The 15,507-nt window shown below is 67.4% G+C and carries 11 protein-coding genes; 7 read left to right on the forward strand and 4 right to left on the reverse strand.

Translation table 11 applies throughout. From position 1 onward, the window contains the following. Positions 1 to 44 precede the first annotated feature (44 nt). From INQ42_RS05715 to pdeM, 6 genes are all read left to right on the forward strand, one after another. Positions 45 to 950 (forward strand): FAD:protein FMN transferase, encoded by a 906-nt coding sequence (locus INQ42_RS05715; protein ID WP_228064453.1) that lies wholly within the window; start codon positions 45 to 47, stop codon positions 948 to 950. A 150-nt stretch (positions 951 to 1,100) separates the two neighbouring features. Next, positions 1,101 to 2,024 (forward strand): M14 family metallopeptidase, encoded by a 924-nt coding sequence (locus INQ42_RS05720; protein ID WP_194035527.1) that lies wholly within the window; start codon positions 1,101 to 1,103, stop codon positions 2,022 to 2,024. 114 nt (positions 2,025 to 2,138) lie between these two features. After that, a complete protein-coding gene (locus INQ42_RS05725; protein ID WP_194035777.1) occupies positions 2,139 to 3,137 on the forward strand; it encodes a ligase-associated DNA damage response exonuclease in 999 nt (332 codons plus the stop codon). Beyond that, positions 3,137 to 4,741: an ATP-dependent DNA ligase gene (locus INQ42_RS05730; RefSeq protein ID WP_194035528.1), complete on the forward strand. Its 1,605-nt coding sequence runs from the start codon at positions 3,137 to 3,139 to the stop codon at positions 4,739 to 4,741. The genes INQ42_RS05725 and INQ42_RS05730 overlap by 1 nt, the downstream gene beginning before the upstream one ends. After that, entirely contained in the window at positions 4,738 to 7,230 is a 2,493-nt protein-coding gene (locus INQ42_RS05735; protein ID WP_228064454.1) for a ligase-associated DNA damage response DEXH box helicase, read from the forward strand. Before INQ42_RS05730 ends, INQ42_RS05735 begins: the two co-directional genes overlap by 4 nt. Continuing rightward, positions 7,214 to 7,855, forward strand: coding sequence for a ligase-associated DNA damage response endonuclease PdeM (pdeM, locus tag INQ42_RS05740; RefSeq protein ID WP_194035530.1), 642 nt, complete (start codon positions 7,214 to 7,216; stop codon positions 7,853 to 7,855). Before INQ42_RS05735 ends, pdeM begins: the two co-directional genes overlap by 17 nt. 51 nt (positions 7,856 to 7,906) lie before the next feature. On the opposite strand, the gene INQ42_RS05745 is transcribed toward pdeM, so the two are convergent. The 4 genes from INQ42_RS05745 to INQ42_RS05760 form a co-directional block, all read right to left on the reverse strand. Further along, on the reverse strand, positions 7,907 to 8,197 hold the full coding sequence (locus INQ42_RS05745; RefSeq protein ID WP_228062633.1) for a hypothetical protein: 291 nt from the start codon (positions 8,195 to 8,197) through the stop codon (positions 7,907 to 7,909). A 317-nt stretch (positions 8,198 to 8,514) separates the two neighbouring features. Then, positions 8,515 to 10,980: a YadA-like family protein gene (locus INQ42_RS05750; protein WP_194037405.1), complete on the reverse strand. Its 2,466-nt coding sequence runs from the start codon at positions 10,978 to 10,980 to the stop codon at positions 8,515 to 8,517. A 245-nt stretch (positions 10,981 to 11,225) separates the two neighbouring features. Next, a complete protein-coding gene (locus INQ42_RS05755; RefSeq protein WP_194035532.1) occupies positions 11,226 to 12,053 on the reverse strand; it encodes an NAD-dependent protein deacetylase in 828 nt (275 codons plus the stop codon). 23 nt (positions 12,054 to 12,076) lie between these two features. Continuing rightward, the gene (locus INQ42_RS05760) at positions 12,077 to 12,613 is read right to left on the reverse strand and encodes a lipocalin family protein (RefSeq protein WP_407070803.1); all 537 of its coding nucleotides are present in this window, start codon (positions 12,611 to 12,613) and stop codon (positions 12,077 to 12,079) included. Between the two features lie 241 nt (positions 12,614 to 12,854). Between INQ42_RS05760 and acnD the strand changes: the two genes are divergently transcribed. Then, entirely contained in the window at positions 12,855 to 15,506 is a 2,652-nt protein-coding gene (gene acnD / locus INQ42_RS05765; RefSeq protein ID WP_194035534.1) for a Fe/S-dependent 2-methylisocitrate dehydratase AcnD, read from the forward strand. The last annotated feature ends 1 nt before the right edge of the window (position 15,507 follow it).

Here is a 15,507-nt window from a genome sequence, read left to right on the forward strand (position 1 = left end):
CGACGCCCGTATCACCGGCCCCGGTCGTCTGGAAAGGCTCCGCGATGGGCGCGCTGGCGTCCATGACGCTGGTCCATCCCGACCGCTCGTACGCGCAGTCAATGATCGCGCGCTGCGTGGCCGAGATTGACCGGCTCGAATCGGTTTTCAGCCTGTACCGACCCGATTCCGCCCTGTCACGTCTCAATTCGACGGGCGTGCTCGCGGAGCCGCCATCCGAACTGGTCGAGCTTCTCTCCTTCAGCCTGTCTCTGGCGCAGGCGAGCAAGGGCGCGTTCGACCCAACTGTCCAACCGCTGCTCAGCCTTTATTTTCAACACTTCGCAAAGCCGGGTGCATCGTCCGCCGGCCCGTCCGCGAGCGCGATTGCGCAAGCGCGCCAGCGCATCGGTTTCGCCGACGTGGAGGTGGACACGCGCCGCATCCGTCTGGGCCGGCCGGACGCCGCGATCACCCTCAACGGCGTGGCGCAGGGTTTCGTCACCGACCGGGTTGCCGACCTGTTGCACGCCAGTGGCTTCGGCAACGTGTTGATCGACCTCGGCGAAGGGCGTGCGCTGGGACGGGGTCCGGATGGAAAGCCGTGGCGGGCTGCGGTTTCCGACCCGAGCAAGCCGGATCGCACCTTGTTCGAACTGTCGCTGGGCAGCGATCAGGGACAGAGCCCCGCGTTGGCGACGTCCGGCGGATACGGCACGCGCTTCGGCAGCGATCCACTGATCCATCACCTGATGGATCCCCGTAGCGGTCGCAGCGCCAACCATTACGGGTCGGTTTCCGTGGTCGCGCCGCGCGCGACGCTGGCCGACGGGCTTTCCACGACGCTGTCCATCGTGCCGCCGGCAAGCCGCGTGCCGCTGCTCGCGGACTACCCGCTGGCGCGCGCGTGGTTCGTCGACAAGGCCGGTCGCGTGACCGGGCCTGATGGCGAGAGGATCGGTAACGCTTAGCGCAAAACCGGCACGCTCCGTTGTGTTGGGCAGGGGCATATCTGTTTTTTTCACGCGTGCGCATGCATTGGGCCGTGCAAACGGGACCTGAATGCCACGATCCAGCGGGGTGTAGAGTGGCCGCGTTTCAAGGTCAGGAGAATGCACCCCATGAACAAAGATTCGTTCTATCCGATCGGCACGCCGGGAACGCCCTGGGGACCGGGCGAGGTCGCGAAATGGCGCTCGCAGCAGCAGGTCCAGCGCAGCTATGCGGACGACGTGGTCCGCAAAATCGACCGGCTCCGGGAGCGTTTCGACGTTGAGGAGTACGGCCAACTGGATTACGGGTCGGACGCGTTTCCGCTCTACGCGGTCCGCAGCCGCAACTGGGACGATCAACTCCCCAGCGTGCTGTTGACCGGCGGCGTGCACGGCTACGAGACCAGCGGGGTCCACGGCGCGTTGCAGTTTCTCGATCGCCATGCCGCTGAGTACGCGGGCCGCGTAAACCTGCTGGTGGCACCCTGCGTGAGTCCGTGGGCCTACGAGCGGATCCAGCGCTGGAACGTGGATGCGGTGGATCCCAATCGCTCGTTCGTCAAAGACAGTGCGTCGGGCGAGTCGGCGGCGGTGATGGAACTTGTCGCACCCCTGCGTGACAAGCTGCTCGTGCACGTCGACCTGCACGAAACCACGGACACCGACGAGTCGGAATTCCGGCCCGCGTTGGCGGCGCGCGACGGCAAGTCCTCCGAGCCTGGCGAGATTCCCGACGGCTTTTACCTGGTCGGCGACAGCGAGGATCCCCAACCCGGGTTCCAGCAGGCCATCATCGACGCGGTGGCCGAGGTCACCCATATCGCCCCGGCCGATGCGAGTGGCGAGATCATTGGCACGAAGATGGTGGCTCCAGGAGTGATCAACTATCCGGTCAAGTCGCTGGGCCTGTGCGCGGGTGTCAGCAACGCGCGCTATCGCACCACCACCGAGGTGTATCCCGACAGCCCGCGGGCGACGCCGCAGCAGTGCAACGGTGCCCAGGTCGCCGCGGTTCGTGCTGCCATTGATTACGCGCTGGCCCAGCAAGCCTGAGGTCAACGCGGGACGTCGGGTCCCCGCGCTCTGCTGCATCCGATGACATCGCGATGACGCCCCCACTGCTCCACTGGGTCCTCTGCCCGAGGGCATCGTGGAGCGGGGTGGTTTCTGGCAAGCGCGTCCGAACTGGTGGTCAATACGCCCGACGGGCTGTACTGCCCGTCCGGGGATTTCCATATCGATCCGTGGCGCCCCGTGCCCCGCGCGGTGATCACGCACGGGCACGGCGATCACGCCCGCGCCGGCATGGGCAGCTACCACGTCGTCGATGCCGGCCTGCCAATCCTGCAGTGGCGGCTTGGCGAGCAGGAGTACCACGTCCACGCGCATGGCGAGCGCTTCCAACTGGGCGGCGCCACGCTGTCCTTCCACCCGGCGGGGCACGTGCTCGGCTCGACCCAGGTCCGTATCGAGGCGGACGGACAGACCTGGGTGCTGTCGGGCGATTTCAAGCGCGATCCGGATCCGACCTGCCTGCCGTTCGAGGTGGTGCCCTGCGATGTCTTTGTCACCGAATCCACGTTCGGGCTGCCGGTGTTCCGCTGGCCACCAGCGTCGGATGTGGCGCGCGACATTGTCGCGTGGCGCGAGGAGTGCGCCGCCAACGGCGAGGTTGCGATCCTCTATTGCTATGCGCTGGGCAAGGCGCAGCGGGTGTTGGCCGAGCTGATGGCCCACACCGACCGGCCCGCATGGCTGCACGGCGCCATCGATGCGGGCGTGCAGGTCTACCGCGCGGCGGGCGTGCCGATGCTGGACACCAGGAAAGTCGCCGACGAGGCGCGCGGGACCGACTTCGCCGGTGAGCTGATCATCGCTCCGCCGTCGGCGGCAGGAAGTGCGTGGACCCGGCGCTTCCGCCGCGCGCAGCAGGGATTCGCGTCGGGCTGGATGCGGATCCGTGGCAACCGGCGCCGACGCAACTACGACCGCGGCTTCGTGCTTTCCGACCACGCCGATTGGCCGTCCCTGCTGCGTACCGTGCGCGAGACCGGCGCACGCCGCGTGATCGCGACGCACGGTGATACCGATGCCTTGGTGCGCGTGCTGCGTGAGTCCGGCATCGACGCCGGCGGCTTCCAGACTGCCTACGGCGAGGAGGACTGATGCGGCGTTTTGCAGCGCTGTACGAGCGCCTCGACCGGACCACCGGCACCACCGACAAGCGGGTCGCGCTGGCGGATTACTTCCGCGCTGCGCCGCCGCACGACGCCGCGTGGGCGCTGTGGCTGCTGGCTGGAGGCAAAATCGGCGGTACCCGTGCCCGTATCGCCACCACCGGCGAGCTGCGTGCGTGGGTCGCCGAGGAAAGCGGCAATCCCGACTGGCTGGTCGAGGCCAGCCACCACGCCGTTGGAGACCTGGCGGAAACGCTGGCCCTCCTGCTCGACGACCCCGCGCAGCCCGGTGCCGATATCGGGCTGGCCGAATGGATCGAGCAGCGCCTGGTGCCGGTGGCCAATGGCGACCCGGAAACGCGCCGCGAGGTGGTGGTGGATGCGTGGCGCAGCCTGTGTTTCCGCGAACGTCTGGCGTTCAACAAGCTGCTGACCGGCGCCTTGCGGGTAGGCGTCTCTGCCGGACTGGTGCAGAAGGCGCTGGCGGAGTCCTCCGGGCTGGATGTGGCGCGGATCGCGCAGCGCATGCTCGGGCGGTGGACGCCATCGGCGGACTTCCTCGAAAAGCTGCTCTCCGACGAAGTCCAGCCCGGCGACGCTGCGCTGCCGTATCCGTTCTTCCTGGCCTCGCCGCTGGAGGGGCCCGCCGAGGATCTGGGCGCCGTCGAGGACTGGCTTCTGGAGTGGAAGTGGGACGGCATCCGCCTGCAGCTGATCCGTCGCGGCCCCGACATCGCGCTGTGGTCGCGCGGTGAGGAGCGCATGGACGGTCGCTTCCCGGAAATCGAAGCCGCCGCGGCCGAACTGCCTCGCGATGCGGTCATCGATGCGGAGCTGCTGGCCTGGCGACCCGGCGAGGACATGCCACTCCCGTTCTCCGCCCTGCAGACCCGGATCCAGCGCCTCAAGCCGGGACCGAAGGTGCTTGCCACGACCCCGGTCCGGGTGACGGCCTACGACCTGCTCGAGCTGGACGGCGAAGACCTGCGCGAGCGTCCGCTGGACGAGCGGCGAGCCCTGCTTGAAGAGCTCATTGATGCGGTCGACCACCCGGTGTTGCAGCTTTCCTCCGCGGTTGAGGCTGCCGATTGGGAGCACGCTGCCGCGCTGCGCGAGCAGTCTCGCAAGCTCGGCGTCGAAGGGCTGATGCTGAAGCGCCGCAGTTCGCCCTATCGCCACGGCCGCAAGCGCGGCGACTGGTGGAAGTGGAAGGTGGATCCGCTCTCCGTGGATGCGGTGCTGGTCTACGCGCAGTCCGGATCAGGCCGGCGCAGCACCTTGTACACCGACTACACCTTCGCCCTGTGGGACGGCGACACGCTGGTTCCGGTTGCCAAGGCGTATTCTGGACTGACGGACAAGGAGATCCTGCAGCTGGACCGGTGGATCCGCGGCAACACGCTGCAGCGGTTCGGCCCGGTGCGCTCGGTACCGGCCGAGCAGGTGTTCGAGATCGCCTTCGAGGGCGTGGATGTGTCGACGCGGCACAAGTCCGGGATCGCGGTGCGCTTCCCGCGCATCGTTCGATGGCGGTCCGACAAGCCTGCTGCCGAGGCCGACCAGGTCGACACCTTGCGGGCACTGGCGCGGTGAGCGACGCGCCCGTCCGCCCCCGGCGGCGAGCCAGTGACGCAGCGCTGACCGACTGGTTTGCAGCGCGCGGATGGCGTCCAGCACCTTTCCAGCGCGAGGCCTGGCGACGCTACCTGGCCGGCGAGTCCGGCCTGCTGGTGACGCCGACCGGGAGTGGCAAGACGCTCGCCGCTCTGGGCGGCCCGCTGCTGCAGGCACTGGCGCTGGGCGATGCGCCGGCGAAAGCGAGGCGCGGTGTCGCTGCCGCGCCGCGCCTGCGCCTGCTGTGGATCACCCCGTTGCGCGCGCTGGCCGCCGATACCGTGCGCTCGATGCAGGAACCGATCGCTGCCCTCGGTGTTCCCTGGACGGTCGCGATGCGCACCGGCGACGCCAGCGCACGCGACAAGCGCCTCGCCCGCAAAGGCCTGTCGGACGTGCTGGTCACCACGCCCGAGTCGTTCGCACTGATGCTGTCCTACCCCGACGCCGCGCAACTGCTCGCCGGCGTACGCGGGGTGGTGGTCGATGAATGGCATGAGCTGTTGGGCAACAAACGCGGGGTGCTGTTGCAGTTGTGTCTCGCGCGGCTGCGCGGCATCGTGCCGGCCGCGCCCGTCTGGGGTCTGTCGGCCACTCTGGGCAATCTGGAGGAGGCGCGCGATGTGCTGCTGCCGCATCGGCCCGACGCGCCGATCCTGCAGTCTGCGCGCCGCCGGCGGATGACCTTGCAGACCCTGCTGCCCAACGAAGGCGAGCGCTTTCCCTGGGCCGGGCATCTTGGCCTGTCGCAGCTGGCGCGCGTCGCCGCGGTGCTGCAGAAGGCGCGGTCCAGCCTGTTGTTCACCAACACCCGCTCGCAGGCGGAGCTGTGGCACCGGGCGCTGCAATCGGTCTGGCTGGACGACCCGACCACCCTCGCGCTGCACCATGGATCGCTTGACGCCTCGCTACGCAAGGCCGCCGAGGCCGGCCTGCGTGATGGCACCGTCCGCTGCGTGGTTGCGACCTCAAGCCTCGACCTGGGCGTGGATTTTCCCGCGGTCGATCAGGTGCTGCAGGTCGGAAGCCCGAAGGGGATGGCCAGGTTGTGGCAACGCGGCGGGCGCGCGCGCCATCGTCCCGGCGAGGCGGGGAAGGTGATCTGCGTGCCGACGCATGCGCTGGAGCTGGCGGAGTACGCCGCCGCCCGCGTGGCGCTCGCCCACGGGCGGGTCGAGTCGCGGCCCCCCTTGCGGCTGTCGCTGGACGTGCTCGCGCAGCACTGCGTCACCCTCGCGCTGGGCGGCGGCTTCGAACCTGGGCAATTGCTGGAAGAGGTCCGCGGCACCCACGCATTCGCGGCATTGCGCGAGCAAGCGTGGACCGCGGTGCTCGACTTCATCGTCCGCGGCGGCAGCGCGTTGGAAAGCTACCCCGACTACCGCCGCGTCATCCGCGACGATGACGGCTGCTATCGCGTCCACGACCGCCGCGTGGCGTTCCGGCACCGGCTGTCGATCGGCACCATCACCAGCGACGGCAGCGTGCAGGTGCGTTACATGAAAGGCGGCTGGCTCGGCTCGGTGGAGGAGGCGTTCATCAGCCGGCTGCGCCCGCGCGAGCGCTTCCAGTTCGCCGGCAAGACACTGGAGCTGGTCCAGCTGCGCGACATGACCGCGTTTGTGCGCATCGCCAAGGCCGGTGAGGGCAGGGTGCCGCGCTGGCAGGGTGGGAGCATGCCGCTGTCCAGCGAGTTGGGTGCCGAGGTCGAGGCCATCCTGCACGAGCCGGCCGAAAGCCCGGAGATGCGCGCGCTGCAACCACTGCTCGACCTGCAGTCCCGGCTTTCGCAGTTGCCGGGGCCCGACAGCCTGCTGGTCGAGTCGATCAAGACACGCCAGGGCTGGCACCTGTTCGTCTATCCGTTCGCCGGACGCGGCGTACACGAGGGATTGGCCGCATTGCTGGCGCTGCGCTGGGGGCGCGAAACCCCGAACACCTTCAGCTGGGCGGTAAACGACTATGGGCTGGTGCTGACTGCACAGTCCGAGGCGTGGCCGGACGCGCCGCTCATGCAGCGCCTGCTGACGCCGGAGGGCTTGCTGGATGATCTGCTGGCGAGCCTCAATATTGCGGAACTGGCGCGTCGGCAATTCCGCGAGATTGCCCGGGTGGCGGGCCTGCTGCCGCCGTCCCTGCCGGGGCGTGCGGCCCGGTCGCTGCGGCAACTGCAGGCCTCAAGCAGCCTGCTGTTTGACGTCTTGCGCCAGCATGATCCGGGCCACGTGCTGCTGGCCCAGGCTGAGCGCGAGGTGATGGAGGCGCAACTCGACGTCCAGCACCTTAAGGCTGTCCTGACCCGATGCGGTGAACGCCCGCTGGCATTGCGGCGTCCGCGCAGCCTGACGCCGCTCGGGTTCCCGCTATGGGCCGAGGCCATCCGCGGCCAGCTCAGCACCGAGGACTGGCGCACCCGTGTGAAGCGCGCCGCGCAGCAGCTGGAGCAGCGCCATGCCTGGAATGCTTGAGCGCGAGATAGCGGGCGAAGCGCTGCACTTCCACGCGGACCGCGCGGTGTTCTGGCCATCACGCAAGCGCCTGCTGATCGCCGACCTGCACCTGGGCAAGGGCGACGTGATGCGGGCGGCGGGGATCCCGGTGCCCACCGGCGGCACCGCGCATGACCTGGCGCGGCTGGACACGCTGCTACGCGCGACTGGCGCCGCGGAGCTGTGGGTTCTTGGCGACTTCCTGCACGGCAGGCGGAGTGCGGCCGTCGAGAGCGCGTGGAGAGCGCTGCTGGCCGGGCATCCGCTTGTTGGCGTGAGCGTAGTCGGTGGCAACCACGATCGCGCACTGGTTCCCGACGCGCTGGGGGTGGAGCTGCTCCCGGAGGACGTCTGCGATGGTCCGTTCCGGTTCCGCCACCACACGCGGGCAACCGGCGATGACGGCCAAGGACACGTGCTGTGCGGCCATGTTCATCCTGTGGTGAAGCTGCCGGGCTTGCCAGGGCGCTATCCGGCGTTCGTGCTTGCGCCGGATCAGATGGTGCTGCCCGCTTTTTCGGCCTTCACTGGCGGCATGCGCGTCGACGATCCGGCCCAGCGCTGGATCGCGTGCGCCAAAGGCCTGTTGGTCGAAAACTTCTAGGAGCGGACGACGCGATCGCGCCGTCCGTTCACGAAGAGGGTGTCGGCGATGTCAGCCCTTGGTGCCCGTGCTGGCGGTCTTGGTGGCCGCCTTGCGCGCCGTGTTGCCGCGCGAACGGAAAGCGGTCGCGTTGACACGGGGCCGGATCGGCGTGTTGCCGAGCACCTCGACGCGGCCACCCTGCTTGCGAAACGCAGCGAGATCGGCGGCGATGCTCTCGCTGGTGATGCCATTGTTGGCGTTCTTGGCGCTACCGGTGGAACGGCGGCGCAGCGGCGCGCTGGCCGCGCGGCTGGGAGTGCGGGTGGTGGTGCTGGCGGGCTTGGTCGACGTGCTTGACATTGCTTCTCCTGGAAGTGGGCCGTCCGACGCGGGACGGCACAGCCGGCAGATAGCGGCGCGCCACCGCGGACTGCGGTGATGCCGATGCCGTGAACCCCGTCCCAGGATCAACGTTGCTCAGGTTGATCGAGTCAAGCAGTGGCAGGCTTTAGGGCGGGGAGCCCCGTATCATAGCACAAGTTCGTCTAACGTGCAGGTAACGTCCTCGATCGGGTGCCGGGCGCGCTGCCTTTCGCGCCTGCTCGGACCATAGGCAAAAACGCCCCGCACCAACCTGGGTTGGATGCGGGGCGCCTGGCGCGTGCCTGGGTTGAGGCTTACCAGCTGAAGCCGGCACCTGCGGACACGCTGCTCTCACCGCCGGCAATGGCGCCGCCCAGCGACACGCTCGCGCGAGCGCCGATGGCGCGGCGATAGCCGATAGCCAAAGCCTGCTGGCCACCCTGGGACCCGATGCCCACGCCGATGTTGTTGGCGCCGCCCAGTCCTGCCGTGTTGGCCGCGAGCCCGGCGTAGGCGGCGCTGGTGGCGCCCATGCGATCGATACGGCGGTCCAGCGTGTGGAAGCGATCGTCCATTTCCGTGCGGAACTCATCCAGCCCGTAGTTGAAGCGGGCCACCTGCTGATCCGTGTACGCGTTCGCAGACCGCAGCGTGGCGGCGTCGCCGGTGTCTGCGTAGGTGTTGGCCGTCTGCAGTGTCTGCGTAGCGGTGCTGGTCGTGTAGGCCCGGGCGTCGGTCAGGGTGCGGGCGTCGCCTGCATCGGAGTAGGCGTTCGCACTGGCAAGGGTCTGCGTGTCGCCAGCATCCGAGTAGGCGTTTGCGTCAGCAAGGGTCTGTGCATCCCCGGCATCCGCAATCGTCTGGACCTGCCCGGGCGTGATGCTGCCCGCGGCGATGATCTGCGAATCGGTATAGGCGTTCGCATCCGAGAGCGTCTGCGTCGAACTGGCGTCGGTGTAGGCATTCGCGTCAGTCAGCGTCTGCGCGTCGCCGGCATCGGCGATCGCCTGCACCTGTGCCGGGGTGATGCTCCCGGCGGCAATGATCTGCGCATCGGTGTACGCGTTCGCATCCAACAGGGTCACCGCATCGCCTGCGTCCGCGACGGACTGGACCTGGGCCATGGTGATCCCGCCCACGCCGCCCAACGCCGCCTGCATCTGGCGCAGGTTGACGGCGTCGGTATCGGCGGTCGCGTCGGCGACGTTGACGATCTGGCGCTCGCTGCCGAGGCTGCCGACTGACACCGTGTTCACCCGATCGGCCACGGAGTTCGACCCCAGCGCGACGCTTTCAGCGACGCTGGCGCGCGCCGAGCTGCCGATCGCACTGCTGCCAGCGGCGCTGGCCTGGGCGGCGGAGCCAAATGCGGAACTTTGCAGAGCGCTGGCGGTGGACGCCGGGCCGATTGCGGCGCTGAGGCCGCCGCTGGCGATCGCTTTCGGACCGAACGCTGCACTGGCATTGCCGCTGGCCAGGGTTCCCGTGCCAATCGCGCTGCTGTGGTCACCCTTCGCCTGCGCGCCATTGCCGAACGCATTGGCGTTGGCGCCGCTTGCGAGGGTGACCTCATTGGGGTCGGCCACATCATCACCGTTGTCATCCAGCCATCCGCCCACGGCGACGCTGTCAGGCCCACTTGCAACGCTCTTGTAGCCAAACGCGACGGATCTTTGGCCAGAGGCTGTGGTGGAATAGCCAAATGCGCTGGTGTGGTTGTTGCTCGCGACGTTGTCGAGGCCGAAAGCGTTGCTTTCTGCTCCCGACGACTGGTTGAAAGAGCCTATTGCGCTGCTGACTCTGCCGGACGCAGTATTTGCATAGCCAAGGGCGCTACTGGCTTGGCCAGATGCGTGGGTACGATGGCCGAACGCGCTGCTGGACCCTCCGGTCGCGCGGTTCTCATATCCAAACGCGCTACTGTTATCCCCGCTCGCCTGGTTCTCAGTACCAACCGAACTGCTGTATTCGCCCGATGCGCTGTTTATGTAGCCCAGCGCGGTGCTGAAGTCACCTGTGGCCTGTGTTGCAGGTCCAAATGCGGAGCTGGCTACTCCGCTGGCCAGCGTCATATCGCTTGAATCGACCACGCCGTTCCCATTGAGGTCATAGTAACCTCCCACGGCGACACTGCTGTCGCCGCTCGCGATGCTGCCGGGCCCGACGCCGGTGGCGAGGTCAGCGCTCGCTTGCGCGCCGCCCCCGATTGCGACCGAATAATATCCCGATGAGGTGGTGTAATCGAGCGGGGTGTGGTTGTGAATCCCATCGCCATCGCGGTCGAGCAAAACGCCGAAGGCGATGCTTCCCATCGCACTGGCGCGCGAGTAGCTTCCCATGGCGGTCGAGTAGAGCCCTGAAGACTGGTTGAAATAGCCCATTGCACTGCTGAACTCGCCGCTTGCTGTGTTCCCCCATCCATACGCGCTGCCGCGCTCGCCACTGCTTACGTTGTTGGTGCCGAACGCGTTACTGTTCCCTCCGCTGGCAGTATTCCGCCGGCCGAAGGCGTTCGCGACCCAGTTGGCGATGTTATCCGAGCCAAATGCGTTGGCTCCGGATGAACAGGTGCTGTTGTCTACACCGCCCTCATTCCCCAGATTGGTGCCGGGCGAGGGCAACGTCGGCGTCCCGTCCGCGTTTACGCAGGGCCGGTCAGCGGCGACGGCAGACAGCGGTACGCTCATGAGAAGGAGCAGTGCAGCGGCGAGCGGTGCCCGGTTAAATCGTGCGTCAGTGGTAATGAAGTTTGGAGACGAGCGGTTCGTAATTCGGATCATTTCTTTCTTTCCTTGAGTGATTCGGCGGTGAAGAGTTCAATCTCCTCACAACCAAATGCACGACACCACGCAGGGAATCCGGACACTGCAGTTCCGCCGTCTCGTTTATTGGCCCTGCTGATCTGCGTTGCGATCCATCAGACGACCTGACAACTCTTTTGGATCGTTCATCACGGGTCTGTGGCGCCAACGTTCGCCGGCGCGCACCCCAGAACTTTACGCAGCTGATCTGGCCGGCTGGGCCGTCAGCCGATGGCATCGGCCAGTGCGCTTTCCGAGTCCGCGTCCAGCTTCAAGGTGGCCAATTCATCGGCGCGGGTGACCCCGCGGGTAAGGATTGCCAAGGGCAATCCGCGTTCGTGAGCCATACGCGCGAATCTGAAGCCCGAATAGACCATCAGCGATGATCCGACCACGAGCACTGCGTCAGACTGCTCGAGGGCTTCCAGGGCGCGCGCAAGCCGCTGCCGGGGAACATTTTCACCGAAAAATACGACGTCAGGCTTGAGCATGCCGCCGCAATGCGGGCAGGCAGGCGGCTCGAATTCGCTGAGGTCCACGCCTTCCAGATCGGCGTCGCCGTCCGGTGCAGTGGCTGCGGTGTGCTGGCTCCAGTGCGGGTAGCGGGCTTTCAGATCCTGCTGGACAAGCGCCCGGTCCATCCGTCGATCGCACTGCAGGCAGGCGACTACGGCGAGCCGGCCGTGCAGGTCGACCACGTTGCGGTGACCGGCGCGCGCGTGCAGGCCGTCCACGTTCTGGGTGACCAGGGTGGAGATGACGCCGCGCGATTCCAAGGTCGCCAGCGCCGCATGCGCTCGGTTGGGCCGCGCCCGGGCAACCGCCGGCCAGCCCACAAAACTACGCGCCCAGTACCGTGCACGCATGGCGTGATCGCCAACGAAGTCCTGATAGGTGATCGGAGAGCGGCCCTTCCACTGGCCGTCTGCGCCGCGATAGTCGGGGATGCCCGAGTTGGTGCTGACGCCGGCGCCCGTAAGCACGAAAACGGAGCGCTGGTTCTCCAGCCAGGAAGACAGGCTTGCTGCAGCGTCGGTGCGGGAAAGAGGCATGCCGCCATCGTAATGCGGGTGGGTCACTCCACCGGCGCGCCAACCACCAGGTCGTCGAGCTGGTAACCGCGAGCCTGCGCATCGGACTTCAGGCGATTGAAGAGCGCCGCGTCCATGGACGGATCGCGCGACAGGATCCACAGGTACTTCCGGCCGGGACCGCCGACCACTGCCCAGCGATACTCGGGATCGACATCCAATACCCAATAGTCGGCCCAGATGCCGGGGACCCATCCCAGCCACGCGGGCGCGAATCGCACCTTCAGCGCACCCGCGCTGCCGTCGACGGTCTTTGCCTCGCCGACCGATTCGGTTCGGGAGCCGTCCCTGGTGCGGCACGCGTTGCGGACTTCAATGCGCTTGTCGGCCTTCAGCGTGTAAGTCGCGGTGGTGTCGCCCACGCATTTGCGCTGGAAAAACATTGGCAGGTGAGCGATCTCGTGCCATTGGCCGAGGTATCGATCTAGGTCCAGCGCCGTGACCGGGACATTCTCCAGCGGAGCGCCTGTGCCGGCGGAGGTCGAGGTCTCGGCTTCGCCGGCCCCGGCGGCCAGGGCCATGGCGGCGGCGATGGAGTAGGCGATTGCGCGCATGAGGAGTACCCGGTCTGGAAAGATGCCGTTCAAGGTCTCATCGCGGCGCGCCAGAGCGCGTGAACGGCAAAGCCGGGCAGAGAGGGTGGAGGTTCCGGCCCCGGCCATACAGGGGCGGCCAACTATACTGTCGGGTGTTCATCGACCCGTCCCGCGCGCCACGTGGACGTCGATACGCCATCCGCCAACGAGGACCCCAACGCCGACCATGAACACAGCCAACCGCAAGCCCCTGCCGGGCACCGATCTGGACTACTTCGATGCGCGCGCCGCCGTGGATGCGCTGCGCCCCGGTGCCTACGCCCGGCTGCCGTACTGCTCGCGCGTATTCGCGGAAAATCTGGTGCGGCGCTGTGATCCGGAAACTCTGGATGCGTCGTTGCTGCAGCTGATCGAGCGCCGCAATGATCTGGATTTCCCGTGGTTTCCTTCGCGAGTGGTGTGCCACGACATCCTTGGCCAGACCGCGCTGGTGGACCTGGCCGGCCTGCGGGATGCGATCGCAGAGCAGGGCGGTGATCCCGCGCAGGTCAATCCGGTGGTGCCGACGCAGCTCATCGTCGATCACTCGCTGGCGGTGGAACACGCCGGGTTCGACCGCGACGCGTTCGCCAAGAACCGGGCGATCGAGGACCGCCGCAACTTTGACCGGTTCCACTTCATCAACTGGACCAAGAAGGCGTTCAAGAACATCGATGTGATCCCGCCGGGCAACGGGATCATGCATCAGATCAACCTGGAGCGGATGTCGCCGGTGATCCAGGCCGTCGATGGCGTGGCGTCGCCCGACACGCTGGTGGGTACCGACAGCCACACCCCGCACGTGAACGCGCTGGGCGTGATCGCGATCGGCGTCGGCGGTCTGGAAGCCGAGAGCGTGATGCTGGGCCGGCCGTCGTGGATGCGCCTGCCGGACATCATCGGCGTGGAGCTGACCGGCAAGCCGCAGCCGGGCATCACCGCCACCGATATCGTGCTGGCGCTGACCGAGTTCCTGCGCAACGAGCGCGTGGTCGGCGCCTACCTGGAGTTCTTCGGCGAAGGCGCGACGGCGTTGACGCTGGGCGACCGCGCGACGATCTCCAACATGACCCCGGAGTTCGGTGCGACCGCGGCCATGTTCAACATCGACCAGCAGACCATTGACTACCTCAAGCTGACCGGCCGCGCCGATGAGCAGGTCAAGCTGGTGGAAACCTACGCGCGCCACACGGGCCTGTGGGCGGATGATCTGGTGACCGCCGAGTACGAGCGGAAACTGACGTTCGACTTGTCCGCCGTGGTGCGGACCATGGCCGGCCCGTCCAACCCGCACAAGCGCTTGCCCACGTCGGATCTGGCCGCGCGCGGCATCGCGGTGAACCTGGACAAGGCCCAGGCGCAGGAAGCCGACGGCCTGCTGCCCGATGGCGCGGTGATCATCGCCGCCATCACCAGCTGCACCAACACCTCCAACCCGCGCAACGTGATTGCCGCGGGCCTCATTGCGCGCAACGCGAACCGGCGTGGGCTGACCCGCAAGCCGTGGGTGAAATCCTCGCTGGCGCCGGGTTCCAAGGCGGTGCAGCTGTATCTGGAAGACTCGAAACTGCTGCCGGAGCTGGAGCAGCTCGGGTTCGGCATCGTCGGCTTCGCCTGCACCACCTGCAACGGGATGAGCGGCGCGCTGGACCCCGTGATCCAGAAGGAACTGATCGAGCGCGACCTGTACTCGGTCGCCGTGCTGTCGGGCAACCGCAACTTCGACGGCCGCATCCACCCCTACGCCAAGCAGGCGTTCCTGGCCTCGCCGCCGCTGGTGGTCGCCTACGCCATTGCCGGCACCATCCGCTTCGACATCGAGAAGGATGTGCTGGGCATCGACAAGGACGGCGTCGCGGTCACCCTGAAGGACCTGTGGCCCGACGATGCCGAGATCGATGCGATCGTCGCCGCCAGCGTCAAGCCCGAGCAGTTCCGCCAGGTCTACGACCCGATGTTTGCGCGCAGCGGACTGGCCGGACTGCAGGTCGATCCGCTGTACGACTGGCGCCCGATGAGCACCTACATCCGTCGTCCGCCGTACTGGGAGGGCGCATTGGCCGGCGAGCGCAGCATGACCGGAATGCGGCCGCTGGCGGTGCTGGGCGACAACATCACCACCGACCACCTGTCCCCATCCAACGCGATCATGGCCAGCAGCGCGGCCGGCGAGTACCTGACCAAAATGGGCGTGCCCGAGGAGGACTACAACTCCTACGCCACCCACCGCGGCGACCACTTGACCGCGCAGCGCGCCACGTTCGCCAACCCCAAGCTGTTCAACGAGATGGTGCGCAACGAGGACGGCTCGGTCCGCCAGGGCTCGCTGGCCCGGCTGGAGCCGGAAGGCAAGGTGACGCGCATGTGGGACGTCATCGAGACCTACATGGAGCGCAAGCAGCCGCTGATCATCATCGCCGGTGCCGACTACGGCCAGGGCAGCTCGCGCGACTGGGCGGCCAAGGGCGTGCGGCTGGCCGGCGTGGAAGTGATCGTCGCCGAAGGCTTCGAGCGCATCCACCGCACCAACCTGGTCGGCATGGGCGTACTGCCGCTGCAGTTCCAGCCCGGCACCGACCGCAACACGCTGGGGATCGATGGCACCGAGACCTTTGACGTGATGGGTGCGCCGGCGCCCGGCGCGGAGCTGGTGTTGGTCATTCATCGCGCCAACGGCGGCCGGATCGAAGTGCCGGTGGTGTGCCGTCTGGACAGCGATGATGAGCTGCTGATCTACGAGGCGGGCGGGGTGCTGCAGCGGTTCGCGCAGGACTTCCTGGCGTCATCCAGCGGCAGCGCTGGCAAGAGCGCGGAAGCGGTAAGCATCGCAAACGCCTGAC

The sequence above is a fragment of the Lysobacter avium genome (genome assembly GCF_015209745.1).
In the GTDB taxonomy this organism is placed as follows: Bacteria; Pseudomonadota; Gammaproteobacteria; order Xanthomonadales; family Xanthomonadaceae; genus Novilysobacter; species Novilysobacter avium.

Bases quoted from the DNA above. Each gene is read 5' to 3' on its own strand.
- INQ42_RS05750 (WP_194037405.1), bottom strand. From the start codon at position 10,980: ATGATCCGAATTACGAACCGCTCGTCTCCAAACTTCATTACCACTGAC.
- pdeM (WP_194035530.1), top strand. From the start codon at position 7,214: ATGCCTGGAATGCTTGAGCGCGAGATAGCGGGCGAAGCGCTGCACTTC.
- INQ42_RS05720 (WP_194035527.1), top strand. From the start codon at position 1,101: ATGAACAAAGATTCGTTCTATCCGATCGGCACGCCGGGAACGCCCTGG.
- INQ42_RS05730 (WP_194035528.1), top strand. From the start codon at position 3,137: ATGCGGCGTTTTGCAGCGCTGTACGAGCGCCTCGACCGGACCACCGGC.
- INQ42_RS05715 (WP_228064453.1), top strand. From the start codon at position 45: ATGGGCGCGCTGGCGTCCATGACGCTGGTCCATCCCGACCGCTCGTAC.
- INQ42_RS05755 (WP_194035532.1), bottom strand. From the start codon at position 12,053: ATGCCTCTTTCCCGCACCGACGCTGCAGCAAGCCTGTCTTCCTGGCTG.
- INQ42_RS05760 (WP_407070803.1), bottom strand. From the start codon at position 12,613: ATGGCCCTGGCCGCCGGGGCCGGCGAAGCCGAGACCTCGACCTCCGCC.
- acnD (WP_194035534.1), top strand. From the start codon at position 12,855: ATGAACACAGCCAACCGCAAGCCCCTGCCGGGCACCGATCTGGACTAC.
- INQ42_RS05745 (WP_228062633.1), bottom strand. From the start codon at position 8,197: ATGTCAAGCACGTCGACCAAGCCCGCCAGCACCACCACCCGCACTCCC.